Genomic DNA, 22,917 nt, shown 5'->3' with positions numbered 1-22,917 from the left:
TAGATAGAAGAACACTAACCTTGTTTACGTACAGGTAGTTTAACAATGTTATTAGCACGTTCGTTGTAATACTTGTTTTGGTATTTATCAGCATCAATACTTTGGCTGTGGTTAATTATGATGCCCTCGATGGGTGCATTGACTTGCTTTAGCATACGTAGACCTGTAGTAATTTGCTCTCGTTTCGTTTTTTCACCATGAACAACATACAAAACCGTTTCAACTAATTTAGAAATAATAGCAGCATCACTCACAGCATTTACCGGTGGTGTCTCAATAATAATTCGGTCATAAAAATTACCAAAAACTTTAATGAGCATATTAAGGCGCTTCATTGATAAAAAAACTAGCGGATTAGCCGGAGAAATACCCGAGGTTAAAATATCTAACTTTAAGTTTTTATCGCGGATAATACATTCATTAATTTGATGTGTTTTCGCTAATAAATTTGATAATCCTGGGCGATGTGGACTTAAATTCATATTTTTTGCTACGGTCGGATGTCGCATATCCGCTTCAATAAGCAAAACCTTTTCCATTTCACTAAACGAACGGGCTAAATGTAGTGCTATAGTCGACTTTCCTTCATTTGGCACCGAGGATGTTATCGCAATCACTTTAGCTGGCTTACTTTCGCCATTAAACAATAAAGAGGTTCTTAACGTGCGCACCGCTTCTGTAAAGCGATTATCTGTGTGATAGGGATCACTCTTTTTTTCAGCACTTGGCGCTTGAAATTTTGGTAAAATAGCGAGAACAGGTGCTTCTGTAAAGCTATCAAGTTTTCTACGTGAATTTAACGTATCCATTGATATCTCACGCATAATAATAATAATAGCAATAATCGCAAACGATAACATAAAACTCATAATCACTATGAGGGCTTTTTTGGGTGCGAACCTATTCGTGGGCATAATCGCTTTATCAATAAAGCGCACGTAAAAGTTTGCTTTATAATTACCCATAGCGTCAGTCTCTTTTAAACGGACTAAATAGTTATTATAAAGTTCTTTATTGGTATCAACTTCGCGTTGCAATTGTGAAAATTTATTTTGTAAACGGCTCAAGCGTAAGTAATCGACTTTCGCAATTGCCAAACGATTATTCGTTGCTTTAACTTTTTCAGAAGAGTTTAGGTAATCTTTTTCAATAGAGATTACAATTTCATCAACGAGCTCTACGATGCCTTTTTGCAATGACTCTAGCTCTGCTTGCACCGCTATACGTTTGGGGTGTTTGGGCCCGTAACGCTTAGAAAGCTCAAATATCTTACGCGCTGCTTTCTCATCGGCACGCCTTAATTGTACAAGGTCACTTTGCTGACTGATTTCCTGAAGTTCCAGAAGTTGCGTGGTATTTTTTCGACGTTTTTGCATACTTTGGTAGGTTACTTCTAAGTCATCTTTGATTTTTTCAGCTCGTATTGCTGAAGAAGTTAACTCGGTTAACTCAGAGCTCACTAAGCCAGCAACCCCTAAAATATCAACAATACCTTCCGCTTCACGGTATTCTTGTAGCGCTTGTTCTGATATTTCAAGCTTTTTCTCTAACTCTTCAAGTTGGTCAACAAGCCACTGCGATGTTGACTCCTTTGACGCGCTATGAATTTCATCTTGGTATTGAAGATACGTGAGACCGATTTGATTAGCGACTTTTTGTGCTAATAGAGGTGAGTGAGCAGCAAAACTTATTTTAACAAGTTCGGTGCTCGCTATCGGAGCGATAGTTAAACGACTTTCAAAGATTGATATTAAGCTACTAACTGTTGGTCTACTAATCCGCTTTCCTATGTTAGCGAAGTAGCTTATTTTATCATTGTATTTACCACTATTAAATTCCTGGTGTTCAACCAAATTCAAACTAATAATAACGCGCTCAGCAAATTTTCGAGACTTTAATAATTCGTACTGGGTTTTAACTTGCTCTTTACTGGCGCTAGATTCATTAAAGGCGTCATTAATCGATAAAGTATTAGCGGGTTTATTACTACCTATTTGTAAAATAGCCGTAGCTTTAAAGGAAGGTTTGAGCAACGAAACATAAAAATAAACCATCAGTGAAACGAATAAAGTAAAAAAAACAATCTGCCATCGTCGAGACCAAAGCGGTCTTAAGACCTCTTTTAAATCTATCTCTTGGTTTGGGGCATTAAAATTTACGCTTTGATTATCGTTTAACATTACTGCTCATTATTATTTGCAAAACCACATATAAATACGGCTAATAAAATTTGTCAAAAATCCCTTCTCAGTTTTTATTTTTATTTTTATTTTAAAAAAAACTTTGTTCTATTTTTATAATATCATCAGGGTGGATCTCAGTAGCAATGTTCCCCTCTAACGTCACTTTAACACCGTTGACTAGTCGTGTAATTTTCCAATCGGAAGTCGACGCCCTATTAGATAATCCTCCAGCGATTGCGATGGCTTTATCCAAGGTCAAATAATCTTGATAAGGGTAACCTCCTGGTCGTGTAACTTGTCCGTGGATAAAAAACGGCCGATAAATAGACACAGAAACAGATACTTGTGGGTCAACAATATAATCTCCAAGTAAGCCTTTTCTTATCGTGGTTTCAAGTTTTTTAGTCGATAAACCTATTACCTGTATATCAGCTAAAAACGGAAAAGATATAAAACCCGATTTATCAATTTTCACATCAGTTGTTAAATCGTCTTCACCATAAACAACAATATGTATTTGATCGCCCGGACCCAGTAAATAATCACTTGCCTCACAAAAAAAACTACAGAGCACTAAAATTAGTGACAAAACATAGTAACGCATATTTTTTATCCAATACTAAATATTAACATTAAAGCCTAACGATAAGCTATTGCCTTGGTTGTTTAGCCTATCATCACTTGCTGTTAGTTCTTTAAAAGTAAAACCTGCAAATACAGTCAGCCAATCATTACGTTGATAATTCAACCTAACCTCTGAGTACAAATAATCTTCATTGATCGTTTGCTCAAGGTAAACGACCTTTTCTTGCTTATACCCAACAACCGCAGATGTCTGAAAATAATCAGTCAGTTGATGAGTAAGTTGTAAATTAGTACTGTCAACAACGCGATAGCTATCGACAATTCTGTTGGTTGTTTCATAATTTCGTTGGGTGTTTATATTCATTTGCATAAAATTCGTTGGCTGCCAATTAATATCAACTCGCCATTTAAAGCGAGTATCGCTGGCAAACAATGTTTCTTCAAAAGTTAATCTTTGATAACCAATTAATGCTTGCAGTTGAGTTATAGCCGTCGATTGCCACTTCATACCGACTAATAACGCATATATGTCTTTATTTAATGGGCTATTATTTTGAAAGTTTGATTGGGTATAAGCTAAATCTGTAGCAAAATATGTCTTTCCTGACAGTAAATAATCAAAACTAGCCGCAACACTTTGATCAACACGGTCGAGTGCCTTATTTTCGGCTCGTCTTGTTTTATAGCGAAAGTCTTCTTGACCGATTGAAAGTTTTAATTTCGCCACTGAATCAATTTGGCCATATAAATAGCCTATATTAGCGGCAAGCGATTTTTTATCATCTCCGCTTGTTATTGATTCTGCATTACCTAAAGATAAGCCAGTACCGCGATATTCATAACTTTCTTGTAACTTAATATCTGCAAACAGTGTTTTGTTATGATCAAGCTTAAAGAAATAGCTTGGCTTAAATAATAAATTATTATGATCGTCTTCACTAAAGTTATTAAATTGGTAATGACTGACCTTTGTCGCTAATTGTATTAAATGTCGCGATAACTGTGTTTGAATAAAGACAGACGGTTCAATTTTTATGTAGCTGGTACTTTTTTCATCACTTCCTTGATTAAGAAAGTTACTTATTTGACCATATTCAGATAACAGTGTTGCTGTAAATTGATCTCCACTTTCTAGCGCGAAATCAGTTTCTGCTTTGAGTGCAAAAGAAGTCAGCAAAGTCATTGCAAAAGCAATGAGAAGAATGACAAAAAGTCTAAATATGACCATTAAAAAGTATAAACCTTACAAACAAATAACAAGCGCGACACACAATATGCCCTAAAAATAACAAATATGAAACATTACTGTTACATAAGTGCACAATTTTTGTGAATAAATGCTTTTATATTTACTTTGTTGCATATATAAACAAAAACAAATATTTAAAGCCCAGCTTAAAAACAAAATTGCCGCTTTTAAAAGCGGCATTTATTCTTATAAATAAACGTTGAATTGATAACAGCAAGACCTATTCACTAAATATATTTGATGTATACCTTAGATTTTCGTTGGAAGTTATACAGCTGTTTTTTACCTTCAGGTAAATCTTCCATTGAACTCTCGATAAAACCTTGCTCTCGAAACCAATGACCACTGACCGTTGTTAAGACAAATAATGAGGTTAAGTGTTGATCAAAAGCTTTTACTTCTAAGGCATTCATTAAGCGCTCGCCTCTATTTCCATTGCGATAATCAGGATGAATTGCCACACAGGCTATTTCTCCTGAACTTGCTTCGGGATAAGGATACAAAGCAGCACAAGCAATAATAACATCTTCCTTTTTAAGTACCGTAAAGCGATCAATTTCAACCTCAAGTAGTTCTCTTGAGCGCTTCACCAGAATACCTTCCTCTTCTAAGGGGGCAATCAGTTCTAAAATACCACCGACATCATCGATGCTAGCGGTACAAACTTCTTCTTTATGATCTTTTGCAATTAAAGTGCCTGCACCATCGCGGGTAAATAACTCTTGTAGTAGAGCACTATCACTTTGGTAGCTCACGCAATGGCAACGCTCTATACCATTTTCTCCACTCTCGATTATCGCTCTTAATAATAATTGGCGAACATGACAATCTTTATCATCCAATAATGTTTTTACTCGCCGTACACTACAGCTACGAATAAGCTCACCAGATTCATCAATTAAACCATCCTCTTGAGTAAAGGTAATTAATTTATCAGCTTTAAGGGCGAGTGCTGTTTTAGTCGCGACATCTTCAAGTGCTAAGTTAAACACTTCACCGGTAGAAGAGTAGCCAATCGGCGATAATACGACTATCGAGCCATAATCAAGCTGGGTATGAATACCGACCGCATCGATTCGTCTTACGCTACCGGTATATTTATAATCGACGCCATCACGTACCCCTATCGGTTTAGCAATGACAAAATTCCCGGTGCTAACACGAATTCGCGAACCATGCATAGGCGAGTTAACTAAGCCCATAGTGAGCAAAGCTTCGATATGTAAGCGCAATGAACCCGTCGCATCCTTTACTGCAACCAAAGTTTCAGCATCGGTTACTCTAATATTATTTTCAATATGGCGAGTAATGTTACGCTGATCCATACGCTCTTCTATCTGTGGTCTAGCGCCATGAACTAAAACGAGCTTAACACCCAAGCTACGCAACAAAGCAATATCATGAATAATATTGGCAAAATTTGGGTGAAGCACGGCTTCGCCACCAAACATAAGCACCACTGTTTTTCCACGGTGCGCATTAATATAGGGCGCTGCATTTCTAAACCATTTAACATAATTTTGTTCGTTATTACTGATGCTATCCATTTTCTAAGTTGTAACTACCTATTTGTTTACCCCAAACGCTAAGCGCTTAGGATCTTAATTAAAGTAAATATCTTGTCTAAATCAGTTATAAATGACTACTGAAATTATGCCTGTTGAGGCTGACTAAGTATGTATTCCATAGCGACTTCATCAGCAGGGTCTTTATGTGGGCTGGGTTCGCTATCTTCAATAATATTATCGGCTAGTGAACTTTTATCAATTAAGTTAAAACCAAGCTGCTGAAAATATTTTGGAATATAAGTTAAAACAATAATTTGCTCTAACTCCATTTGATAGGCAAACTCTAACAAATACTGAATAAGTGCTTTGCCTTGACCTTGCTGTTGAGCATCATCTTGTAAAACAACCGAGCGTATTTCAGCTAAACCTGTTTGATAGATATAAAGTGATGCACTGCCAACAACCTTACCGTCAAGCTCGGCAACAACAAAATTCTGAATATCATGAATAATATTGTCACGTGACCGCGGCAGTATTTCCCCTTTATCGGCCCAAAAGTTGGTCAGTTGATAAATACTGTCAACATCAGACATTCTTGCTCGACGAACGGACATAGCAGCAGCACGTTGCGCATTTAAACGCTGTTTTACTTGCTTTAATGCCCTTTGAATTCTTTGTTTGCCTGGCGCACCAACAACTTGCTCATTTAAGATAGCTTCATTGCCAGACTGAGTAGTCGCCAGCGCTTTTTCAACTTGTGAACGAGAAGTACCGCCGAGCGCTTCACGCTTATTAAGTGTTGATTCAATAGAAAGGTGCTGATAAACATCTTGCTCAATTCTATCACTGAATTCTTGTAGTTGGCTTATCGTTAAATCCTCTAAAGGTACACCTTTGTCAATAGCGGCTAAGACGACTTCACCGACAATATGATGTGCTTCACGAAACGGAATATCTTTACCGACTAAATAGTCAGCAAGTTCAGTGGCATTCGCATAGCCTTGTTGGGCCGCGGCTAATGTCCGAGAGCGATTTACTTTCAGACCATCAGCAACGAGTACTGCCATTTCCATACATTCTTGCCACGTATCAAGCGCATCAAATAAACCTTCTTTGTCTTCTTGCATATCTTTATTGTAAGCAAGTGCCAACGCTTTCATTGTGGTTAACATCCCCGTCAAGGCGCCAAAAACACGACCTGACTTACCGCGGATTAATTCACAGGCATCAGGGTTTTTCTTTTGTGGCATTAATGATGAACCAGAACTGACCAGATCACTCATTTCAACAAAGCCTGCTTCTCCTGAATTGTAGAAAATTAAATCTTCGGCAAAACGTGATAAATGCATCATTGAAATACTGGCTGAAGCCAACAATTCAATGACGTGATCGCGGTCAGAAACAGCATCAAGACTGTTCATGGTGGCGGTTCTGAAACCTAAGCGACTCGCCAGTGCATTTCTGTCAATAGGATAAGCGGTACCTGCTAAAGCGCCTGACCCCAATGGCGAAACATCTAAACGATAAAGCGCATCTTTTAAACGGCCAATATCACGGTTAAACATTTCTACATACGCTAAACACCAATGGCCAAAAGTTATTGGTTGCGCTCTCTGTAAATGGGTATAGCCTGGTAGTACCGTATCTTTTTCACGTTCCGCTAAATTCATCATCGCTTGTTGTAAATTAACAAGAGCAAACAGTAAATCACCGCCCTTTTCTTTACACCATAGCTTTAAATCAGTTGCGACTTGGTCATTACGGCTGCGCCCTGTATGAAGCTTCTTACCTAAGTCACCCGTTTTTTCAATTAGCTGGATCTCTACCCAACTATGAATATCTTCCGCATCAGACAACAATATTTGTTGAGGATTTTCTTCTACCGACGCTTTTAATTCTTGCAATGCTGCCGTTAAGCGAACCAGTTCATCTTCATTTATAACGCCTACTTCATGAATAGCTTGCGCCCAAGCTATTGAACCAACAATGTCTTGCACTGCCATGCGGTAATCTACCGGCAATGAGTCATTGAACTTCTTAAATTGTAAACTCGCCTTTTCTTTAAAACGTCCGCCCCATAAAGCCATGACTATTTTTCCTTATGCTTTAGCACAGTATCTTTTTGAGAAAGTGCAGTGATCCTGCTCGATAAGCTAAATAAACGAATAAATCCTTCGGCGTGTTTTTGGTCATAAACATCGTCAGCACCAAATGTAGCAAATGCCTCAGAATACAAACTATTTGGCGAACGACGTTGTATGACTTGCGCCATACCTTTATACAATTTAACAACGACATCACCGGTTAGTTTTTCGGCAAATGAGGCAGCAGAAGCCAATTGAGCCTTAGCAAGCGGAGTAAACCAGCGACCATCATAAATAACATGAGAAAATTCAAGGCCAATAGATTCGCGATATTTAAGTGACTCTTTGTCAAGAATAAGTGACTCTAAACCTTTATAAGCCGCCATCAAAATAGTACCGCCTGGCGTTTCATAGCAACCACGAGACTTCATACCAACCAAGCGGTTTTCGACAATATCGATTCTACCAACACCGTGGGCAGCCCCTTTAGCATTTAAGTACATTAACGCTTGATAAGCACCGGCACTATTTTCCTGGCCATTACCAGAGAAGTCTATACCATCAATAGCAACAAGCTCACCGTCAGCAAAGCTTAATTGTACTTTTTCAGGCTCATCAGGGGCATCAATAGGATCCACTGTCATAGTCCATACTTCTTTTGATGGCTCACACCAAGGGTCTTCTAGCTCACCACCTTCATGAGAAATATGCCAAGCATTAGCATCTCGACTGTAGATTTTAGTTAATGAAGCCGCACAAGGAATGTTACGTTCGGCAAGATAATCTAATAAGTCTTCACGCGAAACCATGTCCCATTCACGCCATGGGGCGATAACAGTAAGCTCAGGCGCTAGTGCAGCAAAACAAGATTCAAAACGAACTTGGTCGTTACCTTTACCGGTACAACCATGACACACCGCATCAGCACCCACTTTAAGAGCGATTTCTATGTGCGCTTTAGCAATAATAGGTCGTGCCATTGACGTACCTAATAAATACTGACCTTCGTATACCGCACCAGTTTTTAAAATGGGGTAAACATACTCTTTTATGTATTCTTCTTTAAGATCAACTACATAACATTCAGATGCCCCTGAAGCAATCGCTTTCTCTTTAACACCTTCAAGCTCTTCATCACCTTGGCCGACATCAGCACAAAACGCGATAACCTCACAGCCTTGATAATTTTCTTTTAACCACGGAATAATCGCTGAGGTATCTAATCCACCAGAATATGCTAATACTACTTTTTTGATTTGTTTTTTTGCTAAAGCCATTGTCTTATTCCTAACTAATCTTGATAAATTGTCATGCTGAATGTAAATCAGCTGCTGACCCATTAATTTCTACACTATTATTTAGCTAATAGCGTAACGAGTACCGCATTTTGCGCCCACATTCTATTTTCTGCTGCTTGGAAAACTACCGACATTTCACTGTCAAAAAGTGCGGTTGTTATTTCTTCCTCTAAGTGCGCTGGTTGGCAATGCATCACAATACTGGCGCCGCTGTCTTTCATCATTTGATGGTTCACTTGATAAGGGGCAAACGCCTCTAAGAGTGCAGCTTTTTTACTGGCATCTTCAAAGCCCATTGATACCCATGTATCGGTATAAATAGCATCTTGCTGTCCTAAAGCCTCAACATCTGATGTAAGTACCAACTTACTCCCTGACTTTTCTGCAAAAGCTTTCGCTTTACTAAATAATTGTGCTTCTGGTTCATGCCCCGCTGGACAAACCAAGGTAAAATCGACCCCTAGTATTGCAGCCATAAACATCAACGAATTAGACACATTGTTACCATCGCCTATATAAGCAAGTTTAACCTTGGTTAAATCTATACCTTTACCTATAACAAAATATTCTTGTAGAGTAACAAAATCAGCTAGTGCTTGGCACGGATGATATATATCACACAGTGCATTAATCACTGGAATAGTTGCGTGCTCAGCTAAACCTTCGATGGCGCTGTTTTCAAAAACACGTGCAACGATAGCGTCAGCATAGCAAGAAAGATTTTTAGCGTAATCACTAACTCGTTCTCGCTCACCTAGCTTGCCATTTTGTTGGCCTAAATATAGCGCATGGCCGCCTAATTTGTTAATACCCATATCAAAACTAACGTGTGTTCTTAATGAAGGTTTCTCAAAGAGCATCACTACAGATTTACCCGCTAAAGCTTCACTATAGTCGCTAGGATGGTTTTTAATCTTTATTGCTAAAGCAATCAGATCAATTATTTGTGTTTTAGTCAGTTGATCATCTGCTAAAAAGTTTTCTAATCTTGTGTGTGTCGGTGACATGATAAGTCCTATCCGAAAAATCGTTAAATTAAGTGTGACTTAACTATGGTTAATGTGGCTGAATGCGTGTACCAATTGCATCACCCTTTATTAGATTGATGATTTGCTCAGGCGACTGCCAACTGGCAACCGCGATACTTCGTCGCAATTGGCTTGCTGCATGCAAAGCGGCATTAACTTTGGCGGTCATCCCACCAGCAATAACACCTTGCTCTATTAAGGAATTTGCCTGAGTTTTACTCAGTGAAGCAATATATTCGCCACGCGCATCTTTTACACCATTAACATCGGTTAGCAGTAGCAATTCGGCATTTAGTAACTGACAAATTGCGACAGCTGCATCATCCGCATTAACATTCACTAACTCACCATTGGCTAATGAACCAATAGAAGAGATAACCGGCAAAAAGTTTGCACTTAAAAGTGTATCGAGTAACTTACTATTATTTGCACTAGGCTCACCCACCATACCCAGGCCTTTATCGCTCAACTGACACGAAACCATATCACCATCGACCAGTGACAATCCAACGGCTTGCATGTGTAAACTTGCTGCAGTGGCAACAATCGCTTTATTAACACTACCTGCTAATGCACCCGCAATAAGGGGCATTTGTTCTTGAGGTGTAACACGTAAACCCTGTTTTTTTTCTGAAGTAAAACCAGCTTGACTGAGTATTTCATCAACAACACAGCCGCCGCCATGCACTAGCACCACGGCTTGATTTTTTAATGTCGCGATAATTTTTAATAAATCAGCTAAAGCATCTTTTTTTTCAAGAATAGCGCCACCGATTTTGATCACTAATGGCTTGTTAGTTTTAGACGTTACTGATGTGTTTATTGTCTTAGTCATTAACTCTTTCCCAAAGTTACATTGTTCAACAAACTATACTCACTCGCTAAACCCAGAGAAATATTCGCACATTGCACCGCTTGTGAAGCAGCACCTTTTAATAAATTATCGATAGCACAACTCACCACAACAACTTGTTTTTCTTCATCGACTTGCCAATGTAAATCAGCAAATGGTGTATTAGCCACATTGTCTATTTTCGGCCAAGCGCCAGTTAAGCGCACCAATGGCTTATCTTGATAAGCGTTTAAAAAAGCTTCGTTAATATGTTTTGTCGTAATACCTGCTTTGATTTGCAAAGTGACAGTTGCCAGCAATCCTCTTTTATAAGGTGCAAGGTGAGGATTAAAAATAACCGCGGCATTAGCTTCTTGGCTTATCTCGGGTTGATGCCTGTGTTGTAAAATATTGTAGGGTGTTAGGCTGACTTCATAAAAGCTTGTCGCTAATGAGGCTTTTCTACCCGCACCGCTGACGCCGCTGATCCCATTAACAACAATGAGAGAGTTTTCAAGATGGTAGTTATTTACAGTAATCGGCTTGAGTGATAATAAACTTGCTGTTGGGTAACAGCCAGGTACAGCAACTAATTGTGTATTAGCAATATCATCTTGCTGCCATTCCGCTAAACCATAAGTTGCTTGGGCAAGCGCCGATAAGTTTTTATGTTCAAAACCATAGAATGTTGGATAATCTTCACTATTTTTTAAACGAAAACCACCAGAGAGATCGAAAACCTTAACACCTTTCTCAACAAAAGCTTGTGCCCAGTCAGCACTAAACTCATGCGGAGTAGCAAAGAATACCGCATCAAGCTTTTGTACCGTATCATCGAACCAACGCCTTGAAAAACAAACTAAAGGTAAATCACATACGCCTAAATAACGCGGATGTAATTGCGAAAAGGTCATATCTGCCGAGCTACTGTTTTCTGACACCAGTAAATATTCAAGGGAAATTTTATCGTGCGCAGACAATAAACTAATCAGCTCTGCACCCACATATCCACTTGCTCCAATAACCGCGACTTTCATACAACCTCATCTATTAATTTTTTTATTGACCTAAGGAAAGCAGAAAACAAATTATTTTCAATAGCCTTCTATATTTAGGTTATTTACACTAGAATAGGAAAATAACACCCAATGACTCGTTATGCAACAAATAAGCATAATTACCCATGGTTTTTTTATTTATTCATTTTTAACTGTGAGCCACTATGAAAAATTTGCCCAACTTTACTGATTCATTAACACAACTGATTGCCAGTGCTTCTATTAGCTCGACACAAGCGAGCTGGGATCAAGGAAATTTAGCGGTTATTCAACTATTGGCAAGTTGGTTTGAACAACTCGGTTTTAGTATCGACATTCAAGCGGTACCAGAAACGCGCAATAAATATAACTTGTTAGCAAAACTCGGTAGTGGAACAGGAGGATTGTTACTTGCAGGTCATAGTGATACCGTACCTTTTGATGAAAATCGTTGGCAGTCAGACCCGTTCAAAATTGTCGATAAAGATAATAAGTTTTATGGTTTAGGGACGTGTGATATGAAAGGTTTTTTTGCTTTTATTTTACAAGTTTGTAAAGGGTTAACCGCGCAACAGTTAAAAAAACCACTTTACATTTTAGCCACCGCAGATGAAGAAACCACCATGGCTGGCGCACGTTTTTTCACCAAAAACCAACAGATAAAACCCGATGTTGCTATTATTGGTGAGCCAACAAATTTGGTCCCTGTCATCATGCATAAAGGTCATATGTCCCATCGCATAACTATTCAAGGTCAATCAGGGCACTCAAGCAAGCCAAGTTTAGGCGTGAATGCGATAGAAATTATCCATCAAGTGATTGGCCAATTAATGCAACTCAAAGAAAAATTGGCTCTCAATTATAGTAATCAAGCCTTTGATGTAAAGGAGCCAACCCTTAATTTTGGCGCAATACACGGCGGCGACAATGCCAATAGAATTTGTGGTCACTGCGAGTTAGACATCGATATGCGTGCCCTACCCGGTATGACTGACAGCGAACTTATCTTATTACTCAGTGAAGCGTTAGAACCGTTAGCTGAAAAATACCCTAATAGAATTTCATTTAGTGAATTGGATCCAAGTTCACCCAGCTTTGAACAAAGCAAAAACAGTGACTTTATCACTATAGCCGAAGAAATAAGTGGTCATTCATGTTGTGCGGTAAACTATGCGACCGAAGCACCTTTCATTCAACAACTGGGTTGTCAAACTATCGTTTTAGGTCCTGGTTCAATTGATCAAGCACACCAGCCTAATGAATTTCTAGCGCATAGCGAAATTGATAAAACTGAACAACTATTACTGAAGATGATCGAAAGGTACTGTTTATAAAGGTAAAAAAAAGCAAAGCGATAATGCTTTGCTCTTTCATTTTTACTTAATTTAACCTTACAAAGGCTTAAGTGATGACTACACCATATCCGCAAACGGATTTTTACTGGGTAAGGCAATATTATTAGTAAAGCCGGTCATTGAGATATTTTCAGTGTTAATTTCAATATCATCATCACCTAAGACACCCACACCAAATTTATAAATTAATTCAAACTGTCCATTGTTGGCTTTTTCTTGATAGATACCTTGTTTCTCTTCAACCGCAGATAACTTTTCTTGGTAATGGGTCATTTCTGCTATGCTATATCGTTTTTTCAGCATAGAGAGCGTTACGTCAGGTGAAAGTAAAGTAGCCGTGGCATTATTACCGCCAAAACCTTTTGAATTGATGAAAGCAACATCCATCGCTTCACACTGCCAGTGATCAAGTGCAATATTTAAGCGCTCATTATGTACATCATCGGCAATCGATTTAATGGTCGTAATACCCGGCATAATATTATGAGCAAAAACACCTAGCGCCATAGTGATTTGGTCACCACTTGCTGGTGCTATAGTATGGCCAACATAAGCTTTAGGCGCCGCTACCGGCCAATTATGAATATCAAAAGTTTCTGCCAAACGGTGATAAATTAACGACTCGGTGATACGGTTTTGTGGGGTACTTGAACCATGAGCTAATATAAAGCTACGCTTTTGTACCGACTCTTCCCCTAAAATACTTTTTGCTAATGCCACTGACTTCGCCATGGTAATGTAATTACCAGGACCTGGAGCGGTAATAGATTTTTTAATACCATCGGCATTAATGAATACATCAGCAACCGAGCCCAAAGGTTTAGCGCCTAATTCAATGGCTAATTCGTCATCCATAATTACCAGAAAGTGTGCAGCTTCACCAATAGTAAAACCACAATTTTCACCAAACGGGCGACTGGTATTACGGTGGTCAGCTTGGCCATCAGTAATTCCATCAAGTTTTTTCAAACCTTCTTCATTAGCCAATGCGCTCATGTTACCGAAACCTTCAATAATTTCCGGTGTTATTGGGCTTTCACTACTGCCCACAATAGCAACACGCACTCGACCTGATTTAATATCTTGAATAGCATTACGTAAGTTATAAAGAAAACTTGCACAAGCGCCAGTCGAAGTCGAGGTGGTACCCACACTGCCGGTTACATAACCATTAATAAAATCAGCCGACATGGTGTTTAAGCCCAACGCTAAATTTTTAGTGGTAACACGATCGCCATGCAAACGATTTTGCAACATCCCCCCTAAACCTTCCGATTGCATTTGACCGAAAGCTGAAGAAGAATAAGTTCCCACGTGGTCTGGGCTTACTTTTTCTAAAATTTCATCCCAGCTAAAGCCTGTTGAATGAATAGCGTCTGCAGCACCAAAAATAGTCGTTTGTAGGCCACGTGGCTGATAACGACTATTATATAATGTCGACGGTTCAAAGCCGGTAGGTAATTGCCCTGCGGCTTTAATCGGATTATCGCGATAACTACTATGTTTAATATCTAAATTATCAGTAATTTCAACCTTTACGCGTTTATCTGCTAAGGGTGTTACTGTCCATGAGCGCGGTAAGGGCTTTGGTAATTCTTTTTCCTTAATTTCAAAAGTAATATTTTCAGTGCTCGGTGTTGCTACCATATTTGTGTGGCAATGCGTCGCGTCAGGGTCAAAGTGATTACTTTCAATTTTACGGATAAGGGTGCCATCAAGAATTTGCTGGCCAAAACGTGCTTCTACTTCACTTAATGCAACACAATTACCCTCAACGTCAACTAACTGACCTGCTTGGAAAGTTAAGATATTCATCAAAGTAGCAAGACCAACAAAAGTTTCTTGGCGTGCTTCTGCGGTTAATTTGTCGATAACAATACGACGAAAACCTTGATGAAATGAGGTGCGGCCAGCAGCGTTTACGCCGCCCATGCCAACAATAATAGGTAAAGCAGTCATTTATAATTCTCTTAAATACATGAGTCGTAATTCTTGTTGCTAGTGTAAAAAGAAATGCCAACAATTAATTGTCGTTTACAGCCACAAATAATACAATAACAGCCAAACGGTGCAAAAGTTATTAATATGCCACTAAAGACAAGCCAAAAAACAATCAATGTTGCCTTGGTTTTATATGATCATATGTTAGCAACCAGCGTAAGCTTACCTATTGAAATGCTTAGAGCAGGCGAAGCTTTTGCTCGAAGAGAAGATAGGCAATCGCCTAAACTCAGTATTGAAATGGTGAGCGAACTATTAGCCCCAGTGCGAACCAGAGCACTTATTAAGCTTTATCCCGATAAAGATATTGAGCATGCCCAAAGTCCAGATTATATTTTTATTCCTAGTCTTTGGCGCAATCCTAGGCCAATAATCAAAAAACAGCCCAAAATGGTAAGTTGGCTTAATCGTATGTGGCAAGAAGGATCAACGCTTATTGGCGGTGGTACAGGGGTTTGTTTTATTGCCGAGTCTGGACTACTTGACCATCATCCGGCAACAACACACTGGCATTATGTTGACCAATTCAAAAGGAATTATCCTAACGTTGAATTGAAACCAGATTTTTTTATTACCCAATCAGAACGTATTTACTGTGCGGCAAGTTTAAATGCCTTAGCTGATATTACCGTTCACGTTATTCATCAAACGTACGGTGAGACTGCGGCACAACATGTTGAGCGTAATTTCTCTCATGAAATAAGAAAACCTTATGAAGAACAACGTTATTTAGAAGGTGCAGTCGATCGACATCCTGATGAATTGATCACTCAAATTCAATTCTGGATGCGTACTAACCTATCATCAACATTATCGCTTACTGAACTAGCATTACAATTTGGTATCAGCCATAGAACCTTTAGTCGGCGTTTTAAAAATGCTACCGGCGTTAAAGCCTCTCATTATTGGCAGAAAATGCGTGTAGAAACAGTCAAGGATTTACTATCATCAAGTAATCTGTCTATTCAAGAAATCGCTTTTCAGGTGGGTTATCAAGAACAAGGCCAGTTAACTCGGCTGTTTAAGAAACAATTGAAACTCACTCCAAGAGACTATCGAGCAATGGTGCGTAAAAAGCTTTTTAATTAACGGTTAACGTCTGTCAAACAAGCTAAATTTTTGACAGTGCACTTTTATCAGTAACGGGTATAATCCATAACAGATAAATTAAAAGCATTGAAGTGCTTGTACTTTAATACAATAAGTCTCATGGTACGACCACTAGAAAATTACAAACGGAGAAAATACATGTCAATCGTGATCAGTGGTACAGGTCTATTTACACCACCACACAGTATTTCAAACGATGAATTAGTCACCGCATTTAATCAATATGTTGAAGACTATAATATTGAAAATGCCGCCGCTATTAACAATGAGCAGTTAACGGCCTTAAAACCGTCTTCAAGTGAATTCATTGAAAAAGCATCAGGCATTAAAAGTCGCTATGTTATGTATAAAGACGGCGCACTTGACCCTAAAACCATGATGCCACTTATTCCTCAGCGTAGTGATGAGCAATTATCAGCACAAGCAGAAATGGCTGTTGGCGCCGCGAAACAAGCGATGGCTGCAGCAAATAAAACAGCAGACGATATCGATTTAATCATTGTTGCTTGTTCATACACACAACGCGCTTATCCTGCAATTGCCATTGAAGTACAAAAAGAACTGGGTTGTAAAGGTTGGGCTTACGATATGCTCGTCGCTTGTTCATCGGCAACCTTTGGTATTATGAATGCTTCAAATGCTTTGCATGGCGACACAGCAAAAACAGTGTTAGTGATTAACCCTGAACTCAATTTTCCACAAATTAATTTACGCGACCGCGACAGTCACTTTATCTTTGGCGATGTTGCAACGGCTATTGTTATTGAAAAACAAGCAACCGCTACGGCTGACCATTGCTTTAAAATATTAACTAAGAAGCCGATCACGACCTTTTCTAATAACATTCGTAGTAACTTTGGTCATATCAATAAATGTGATCCAGAAACAATGCTTGATAATGACAAAATGTTTGTTCAGCAAGGACGAAAAGTTTTTAAAGAAGTACTGCCAATGGTCTCTCAATTAATTACCGAGCAAATGGCAGAAGCAAATGTTGAAGCTAAAGATTTAAAAAGGTTATTTTTACATCAAGCCAATATCAACATGAATAACTTTGTTGCAAAGAAAGTATTAGGCCGTGACCCTATGGGCAATGAAGCGCCAATTATTTTAGACAAGTTTGCAAATACGGCTTCGGCGGGTTCTATTATTGCTTTTCACTTGAACCATGATGATATGGTTACTGGCGATAAAGCTTTAATCTGTTCTTTTGGTGCCGGTTATTCGGCAGGCTGTATCGTTATAGAGCATATTTAATTCTGCTCTGCGGTTAAGTCACTGAGAAAAACCTCTGTGACTTAATCGTTAATTAACCTTTAACCTTTAACAAAACTCACTATGTAAAAAAGTAATTAGCTTTACTATCGATGGATGAGCAATTGTGTAGTATATCGTTTGTGATTCTCGGCGAGTTTTTACCAAGCCGTCTTTTCTCAATCGAGCTAAATGCTGTGATAAACTCGACTGGCTCAAATCAATAAAACCATTAAGCTCTGATACCGACATTTCTTTCTCACCTAAATAGCAAAGTATCAACAATCTATTTTCATTACTCATCGCCTTCAGTAACTCAGCGGCTTGAGTTGCATTACCACGCATTTCAGCTATGTCTATTTGAGTTTCATTATTCATCATTTGGGTCTTTATTGTCAGCAAAAAGTAAATATTAATTGATATTACATTAGATAGTGCTAATATAAAAGTACATTACATTTATCTAATATAATAACTTTTCAGTTAAGGATCCCTTTTGAATTACACCAGACTGCTGCAACTCGCTATTGAGAAACCTAAACTTGTTTACACCTTAGTCTTATTGATGGTGGCGATAAGTCTGGCGATGATACCAAACCTGAAAATAGATACCGATCCTGAAAATATGCTGAGTAGTGATGCGCCAGCACGTGTTTTTCATAACCAAACAAAAACTGACTTTCAAATGCGCGATATGATAGTCGTTGGAATTGTTAGTAAAAATAGTATTTTTACTCCTAGTGCATTACAGGTTGTTGAGCAACTTTCAACAGAAATATTACAAATTGAAGGGGTTATTCAACAAGATTTATTATCCTTGAGTGTTGTTGACAATATTACCCAAGAAAAAAATAACCAAGGTGAAAATAACGGCATACGCTTTGAATATCTAATGAAGCAGGCACCGTCTTCACTCGAAGGCAGCTTAGCCATTCAACAAGCCGTAAAACGCTTACCTATGCTTAACAACACCATAGTTTCTGGAGACAACAAAGCGATAGCGATTTACGTGCCTATTCAAGCCAAAGACATGAGTTATAATATTGCTGAAAAAATTCGTACTATCAGTGGCAATTTTCCCGCAGAGTTGGTGGCTAATGTAGACTTTCATATCACAGGTTTACCTGTCGCTGAAGACCAATTTGGCTATGAGATGTTTGTTCAAATGGGTGTAGCAGCCCCACTTGCTGGTTTAGCTATTTTTGTTTTACTTTGGTACTTTTTTCGCAATTTTCCGTTAATCATTGCACCTATGGTGGTCGCGATGGCTACGGTGATTATAATCATGGGCTCACTCATCGGTATGGGCTTTACTGTTCATATTATGTCATCAATGATCGCTATATTCTTAATGCCAATAGCAGTGGTTGACTCAGTTCATATTCTCTCTGAATTTGCTGAAAAATATAAAACAGGTGATAATGCCGGCGATGTTGTAAAAGGTGTCATGAAGCATTTATATACGCCAATGCTTTATACATCAATCACCTCTGCTATCGGTTTTTATTCGTTAATGCTAACCCCTATTCCGCCGGTAAAAGTCTTTGGTGCTTTTATTGGTACTGGTATTTTATTGGCATTCGTGCTGACAATTATTTACGTCCCTGCTTATATTTCTCGTTTAAAACCTGAAACTTTAGCCAAATTGCATGACGCTATAGTGCGTATGGAGAAAAAAGGCAGATTAGCCAATGTATTAGAACGGTTAGGCAGTTTTGCTACTCAAAAAACCAAGCTTATTCTTATCGGCTTTGTTGCCTTATTTTTAATTAGTATTGAAGGCGTTAGTCGTATTGAAATTAATGATAATCCTGTTAATTGGTTTAAAGCAGATCACGAAATAAGAATTGCTGACAAGGTGCTTAATGAACATTTTGCTGGTACTTATGATGCTTGGTTAGTGTTTAACAATAACGAGGGTGACAATAACGGCGAGGTAAAAAAATTCAAAGAAGTTCTGGCAACGTTTACCGCTGATTCAGCTAGCGCTAAAAAAATTCATACCTTTATAAATAACGTTAACTCGGCTAAAAAAGAGTCATTATTCAATCAGCATTTGTTGGTTTTATTAGATGACTTAACGTTTTCTGCCCCTGATAAAGACCAAGGTATTATAGAGCAGCTAGTCAATATTGCTGATAGCGCTTTCAACGACAGCAAAGTATTTCTAGACCCCGCGTTATTAAACTGGCAAAGCGACTTTCAACAAGCATTACTAGCCACAGGTTTAGTCGGTAAAAGTAATGGCTTGGCTGATATCGTCAAAACGGTCAATCGTGAACTTTTCTCCGGTGAAGATAAAGACTTTACTCTGCCTGAAACGAGCAATGGCGTGGCGCAAACATTATTGCAATATCAGTCGTCACATCGTCCACAAGACTTATGGCATTTTGTCACTAAAGATTACCAAAAAAGTCTCTTATGGTTGCAAATGACTAGTGGCGATAATCAACACACCACCAAAGTTGTTAACTGGACAGAAACTTACATTACCAACAATCCCATGCCAAAAAATATTAGTTATCAATGGGCAGGTAAATCTTATTTAAACATTGTTTGGCAAGATGCGATGGTAAATGGAATGATCGACAGCCTATTGTCTTCATTTGTCATCGTTTTCTTGATGATGGTTTTACTGTTTCGCTCTTTCAAGTACGGTATTTTAGCCATGTTGCCGCTAACACTTACTATTTCGATGATCTATGGATTAATTGGCTGGATAGGTAAAGACTATGATATGCCTATCGCGGTATTGTCGGCGCTCACATTAGGACTATCTATCGATTTTGCCATTCATTTTCTCCAACGTTCACGAGAATTAGAGAAAGAACTGGGCAGTTTATCACAAGCATTAACCGCAATGTTCCAAGAGCCAAGCCGAGCAATATCACGCAATGCAATAGTTATTGCCGTTGGTTTTACCCCATTATTACTTTCACCATTAATGCCTTATATTACCGTTGGTTTTTTCCTGGCGAGTATTATGGCGCTATCGGCGTTAGTTACTTTAGTGTTATTGCCGGCATTAATGACCCTTTTTGCTGGTAAGCAAAACCTAAAAACTGAACGACTATAGGATATAAAGATGAAATATTTATCAAAACTATTGATACTGGTCTGCTCCCTTTCAAGTTTTGTTGGCCAGGCTGGCGATATAACCAATGCCAATGAAATTATTACTAAGGCAAACTTAGCCTCATATTATTCTGCTGATGATGGTAGTGCCCAAGCCCGTATGATTATTGTTGATGCGCAGGGCAATAAGCAGATGCGACAATTTACCATCTTGCGTAAAGACCAAACCGATCTAGGTAACCAAGACATCTTAGTGTTCTTCTCTCGCCCCACCGATGTCCAAGGCACGGTATTTCGTGTAGTAAAAAAAGTCACAAGCGATGACGACCGCTGGTTGTACTTGCCAGCACTAGATTTAGTAAAACGTATTTCAGCCGGCGATAAGCGTACTTCTTTTGTTGGCGCACATTTTTTTTATGAGGATGTTTCTGGCAGAAACCCAGCAGAAGATAACTTTACCCTGTTAAAAACTGATAACAACTTTTATACGATCAAGGCTCAGCCAAAAGATCTAAACAGTGTTGAATTTGATCATTATATCGTCAGTGTTGATAAAAACACTTTTTTACCGATGCAAGTTGACTTTTATAACAGCCAAGGTAAAAAATCACGTTCTCTACAAGTATTAAAAACTGAAGTTATTGATGGTTTTACCACGGTTATGCATTCAAAAATAACTCAGCATTCCGATGGTAGCTATACTGAAATGCAATTTAGGAATGTGAAATATAATGTTGGCTTACCCAATGATATTTTTTCTGAGCGCAGTTTACGTAACCCCCCGAAAGAGTGGCTGGATTAATAAGCTAACGATGATCGTATAAACTCATCCTGATCCGTTTCAGCGACTAACGTTTTAACTGCTGAAATTAGTTTAGTTGCTGAAATTAATTCAGTATCGGGATTATTATTTATATCACTAACAATAAATGGACAGAATTATTTTGCAAAAATCAGTAAAAAATTTCTATTTTATAGTGACCAGCCTTTGTGCCGCTAGCGCAATTTTTGCCGCTAATGTTCTCGCAAACGAAACAGATAATTGGGGAGATGAGTGGAGCGAAGCAGTGGTTTCACCTTGGAAATTTTCAGGTTTTGTTGAAGCGGGTTATGGCTATTTATTACAGGATAATATTGTTGAGTCAAACGCATCATTAAGTGAAATCACCACACGCGTTAATCTTGATTACAGTCATGAATCTTTTGAGCTGGTTTCAAAAGCAGAGTTAATTTATGACGATGTATTAAAAGATACTTTTTTGCAAGCACGCGAATTAAATATCCGTTTTAGTCCCTCTGATAAAACAGATGTTAAATTAGGGCGGCAAATTCTGACATGGGGGACTGGTGATTATATTTTCCTTAACGACTTGTTTGCAAAAAACTGGCAATCATTCTTCTCGGGACGTGATGACCAATATCTAAAAGCGCCTTCAGATAGTGCGAAAGGTACTTGGTATATTGGTCACTATTCACTTGATCTCACTTGGACTCCTGAGTTCACCCCTGATGTTTACATCACTGGCGAACGTTTTTCTTTTTATTCACCGCAAGCACAAGCCATTGTTGCACCCGCTGATAATTTTAGGGTAAAAGAAACCAAGAAAGCACAATTTTCAGCGCGCCTTGCGACTAACAATAATGGCGTGGAATATGCGTTGTATGGTTATAAAGGTTTTTGGCCAACTCCCGTAGGTATTACAGAAGATAACAGTCAGCCATCACAAGCTTATTTTCCAGAAATGAATGCTTGGGGAGCCAGTGTTCGATTGTCATTAGCCGGCGGATTATTTAATGCTGAATATGCAAGTTATAACAGTATTGAGGATAATAACGGCACTAACCCTTTTATTGCTAATGGTCAAAATAGGTTGTTAGTGGCGTTTGAAAGAGAAGTAATTAAAAACCTGACTGCTAGCGTTCAGTTCTATGTTGAGCAAACCAAACATTATCAGCAATTTATTAGCCATTCTGCTACGCCAGCAACAGAAGTTGATGAAAATCGTCAATTATTAACCTTTCGCTTAACCTACAGAACATTGCAGCAAAAATTAATTTATAGCGTTTTTAACTTTTATTCTCCCACAGACAAGGATGGTTATCTTAAACCTTCAATAACTTATCGCTATAGCGATCAGTGGTTATTCTCGGCTGGGGCGAATTTATTTTGGGGTGAAGAAAAGTATACTTTTTTTGGTCAACATCAACAAAACAGCAATGCTTGGCTTAGAGTAAAAGCCCACTTTTAAATGACGCCAGCACTAAAGGCTCAATGTCTACAGAATTAATCTGACAATAACTTACAGTTTTTCAGTATA

At 38.5% G+C, this 22,917-nt stretch carries 17 protein-coding genes; 6 read left to right on the top strand and 11 right to left on the bottom strand.

Features of this window, described 5'->3' with window-relative positions:
* Window positions 1-14: 14 nt before the first annotated feature.
* The 9 genes from H4J67_RS17840 to argC form a co-directional block, all read right to left on the bottom strand.
* Window positions 15-2,180, bottom strand: a complete 2,166-nt coding sequence (locus tag H4J67_RS17840; protein ID WP_182204537.1) for a polysaccharide biosynthesis tyrosine autokinase — start codon at window positions 2,178-2,180, stop codon at window positions 15-17.
* A gap of 91 nt (window positions 2,181-2,271) precedes the next feature.
* Complete coding sequence (locus H4J67_RS17835) at window positions 2,272-2,787, bottom strand: polysaccharide biosynthesis/export family protein (RefSeq protein ID WP_182204535.1); 516 nt, start codon at window positions 2,785-2,787, stop codon at window positions 2,272-2,274.
* Window positions 2,788-2,802: 15 nt separating this feature from the next.
* Window positions 2,803-3,996, bottom strand: a complete 1,194-nt coding sequence (locus tag H4J67_RS17830) for an outer membrane beta-barrel protein (RefSeq protein WP_182204534.1) — start codon at window positions 3,994-3,996, stop codon at window positions 2,803-2,805.
* Window positions 3,997-4,244: 248 nt separating this feature from the next.
* Entirely contained in the window at window positions 4,245-5,564 is a 1,320-nt protein-coding gene (argA, locus tag H4J67_RS17825) for an amino-acid N-acetyltransferase (RefSeq protein ID WP_182204532.1), read from the bottom strand.
* 104 nt (window positions 5,565-5,668) lie between these two features.
* A complete protein-coding gene (gene argH / locus H4J67_RS17820) occupies window positions 5,669-7,612 on the bottom strand; it encodes an argininosuccinate lyase (RefSeq protein WP_182170403.1) in 1,944 nt (647 codons plus the stop codon).
* Window positions 7,613-7,614: 2 nt separating this feature from the next.
* Window positions 7,615-8,886: an argininosuccinate synthase gene (locus H4J67_RS17815; protein WP_182170406.1), complete on the bottom strand. Its 1,272-nt coding sequence runs from the start codon at window positions 8,884-8,886 to the stop codon at window positions 7,615-7,617.
* 77 nt (window positions 8,887-8,963) lie between these two features.
* On the bottom strand, window positions 8,964-9,914 hold the full coding sequence (locus H4J67_RS17810) for an ornithine carbamoyltransferase (RefSeq protein ID WP_182204530.1): 951 nt from the start codon (window positions 9,912-9,914) through the stop codon (window positions 8,964-8,966).
* 49 nt (window positions 9,915-9,963) lie between these two features.
* Entirely contained in the window at window positions 9,964-10,770 is an 807-nt protein-coding gene (gene argB, locus H4J67_RS17805) for an acetylglutamate kinase (protein ID WP_070375629.1), read from the bottom strand.
* A complete protein-coding gene (gene argC / locus H4J67_RS17800) occupies window positions 10,770-11,804 on the bottom strand; it encodes an N-acetyl-gamma-glutamyl-phosphate reductase (protein WP_182204529.1) in 1,035 nt (344 codons plus the stop codon). Before argC ends, argB begins: the two co-directional genes overlap by 1 nt.
* A 185-nt stretch (window positions 11,805-11,989) precedes the next feature.
* On the opposite strand from argC, the gene argE reads away from it, so the two are divergent.
* A complete protein-coding gene (gene argE / locus H4J67_RS17795) occupies window positions 11,990-13,138 on the top strand; it encodes an acetylornithine deacetylase (RefSeq protein ID WP_182170417.1) in 1,149 nt (382 codons plus the stop codon).
* A 78-nt stretch (window positions 13,139-13,216) separates the two neighbouring features.
* Here the strand turns inward: argE and H4J67_RS17790 are convergent, their stop codons facing one another.
* Window positions 13,217-15,118, bottom strand: a complete 1,902-nt coding sequence (locus H4J67_RS17790) for a beta-ketoacyl synthase (protein ID WP_182204527.1) — start codon at window positions 15,116-15,118, stop codon at window positions 13,217-13,219.
* Between the two features lie 126 nt (window positions 15,119-15,244).
* Here H4J67_RS17790 and H4J67_RS17785 point away from each other — a divergent pair, with 126 nt between their 5' ends.
* Entirely contained in the window at window positions 15,245-16,249 is a 1,005-nt protein-coding gene (locus H4J67_RS17785) for a GlxA family transcriptional regulator (protein ID WP_182170423.1), read from the top strand.
* Between the two features lie 159 nt (window positions 16,250-16,408).
* Window positions 16,409-17,527: a beta-ketoacyl-ACP synthase III gene (locus H4J67_RS17780; RefSeq protein ID WP_182204525.1), complete on the top strand. Its 1,119-nt coding sequence runs from the start codon at window positions 16,409-16,411 to the stop codon at window positions 17,525-17,527.
* Between the two features lie 66 nt (window positions 17,528-17,593).
* Here H4J67_RS17780 and H4J67_RS17775 read toward each other — a convergent pair whose 3' ends face one another.
* On the bottom strand, window positions 17,594-17,902 hold the full coding sequence (locus H4J67_RS17775; RefSeq protein WP_083277999.1) for a metalloregulator ArsR/SmtB family transcription factor: 309 nt from the start codon (window positions 17,900-17,902) through the stop codon (window positions 17,594-17,596).
* Between the two features lie 118 nt (window positions 17,903-18,020).
* On the opposite strand from H4J67_RS17775, the gene H4J67_RS17770 reads away from it, so the two are divergent.
* The 3 genes from H4J67_RS17770 to H4J67_RS17760 all read left to right on the top strand — a co-directional run bounded on the left by H4J67_RS17770 (window position 18,021) and on the right by H4J67_RS17760 (window position 22,848).
* A complete protein-coding gene (locus H4J67_RS17770) occupies window positions 18,021-20,600 on the top strand; it encodes an RND family transporter (protein ID WP_259368665.1) in 2,580 nt (859 codons plus the stop codon).
* A gap of 9 nt (window positions 20,601-20,609) precedes the next feature.
* The gene (locus H4J67_RS17765; RefSeq protein ID WP_182170429.1) at window positions 20,610-21,401 is read left to right on the top strand and encodes an outer membrane lipoprotein-sorting protein; all 792 of its coding nucleotides are present in this window, start codon (window positions 20,610-20,612) and stop codon (window positions 21,399-21,401) included.
* 142 nt (window positions 21,402-21,543) lie between these two features.
* The gene (locus H4J67_RS17760; RefSeq protein ID WP_182170432.1) at window positions 21,544-22,848 is read left to right on the top strand and encodes a hypothetical protein; all 1,305 of its coding nucleotides are present in this window, start codon (window positions 21,544-21,546) and stop codon (window positions 22,846-22,848) included.
* The last annotated feature ends 69 nt before the right edge of the window (window positions 22,849-22,917 follow it).

It is taken from the genome of Colwellia sp. BRX10-4, from assembly GCF_014077465.1.
Lineage (GTDB): Bacteria > Pseudomonadota > Gammaproteobacteria > Enterobacterales > Alteromonadaceae > Colwellia_A.
Note: the sequence above shows the minus strand (reverse complement) of the source record. Positions and strands in the feature narration are given on the sequence as shown.

Bases quoted from the DNA above. Each gene is read 5' to 3' on its own strand.
- H4J67_RS17840 (WP_182204537.1), bottom strand. From the start codon at position 2,180: ATGTTAAACGATAATCAAAGCGTAAATTTTAATGCCCCAAACCAAGAG.
- H4J67_RS17835 (WP_182204535.1), bottom strand. From the start codon at position 2,787: ATGCGTTACTATGTTTTGTCACTAATTTTAGTGCTCTGTAGTTTTTTT.
- H4J67_RS17830 (WP_182204534.1), bottom strand. From the start codon at position 3,996: ATGGTCATATTTAGACTTTTTGTCATTCTTCTCATTGCTTTTGCAATG.
- argA (WP_182204532.1), bottom strand. From the start codon at position 5,564: ATGGATAGCATCAGTAATAACGAACAAAATTATGTTAAATGGTTTAGA.
- argH (WP_182170403.1), bottom strand. From the start codon at position 7,612: ATGGCTTTATGGGGCGGACGTTTTAAAGAAAAGGCGAGTTTACAATTT.
- H4J67_RS17815 (WP_182170406.1), bottom strand. From the start codon at position 8,886: ATGGCTTTAGCAAAAAAACAAATCAAAAAAGTAGTATTAGCATATTCT.
- H4J67_RS17810 (WP_182204530.1), bottom strand. From the start codon at position 9,914: ATGTCACCGACACACACAAGATTAGAAAACTTTTTAGCAGATGATCAA.
- argB (WP_070375629.1), bottom strand. From the start codon at position 10,770: ATGACTAAGACAATAAACACATCAGTAACGTCTAAAACTAACAAGCCA.
- argC (WP_182204529.1), bottom strand. From the start codon at position 11,804: ATGAAAGTCGCGGTTATTGGAGCAAGTGGATATGTGGGTGCAGAGCTG.
- argE (WP_182170417.1), top strand. From the start codon at position 11,990: ATGAAAAATTTGCCCAACTTTACTGATTCATTAACACAACTGATTGCC.
- H4J67_RS17790 (WP_182204527.1), bottom strand. From the start codon at position 15,118: ATGACTGCTTTACCTATTATTGTTGGCATGGGCGGCGTAAACGCTGCT.
- H4J67_RS17785 (WP_182170423.1), top strand. From the start codon at position 15,245: ATGCCACTAAAGACAAGCCAAAAAACAATCAATGTTGCCTTGGTTTTA.
- H4J67_RS17780 (WP_182204525.1), top strand. From the start codon at position 16,409: ATGTCAATCGTGATCAGTGGTACAGGTCTATTTACACCACCACACAGT.
- H4J67_RS17775 (WP_083277999.1), bottom strand. From the start codon at position 17,902: ATGAATAATGAAACTCAAATAGACATAGCTGAAATGCGTGGTAATGCA.
- H4J67_RS17765 (WP_182170429.1), top strand. From the start codon at position 20,610: ATGAAATATTTATCAAAACTATTGATACTGGTCTGCTCCCTTTCAAGT.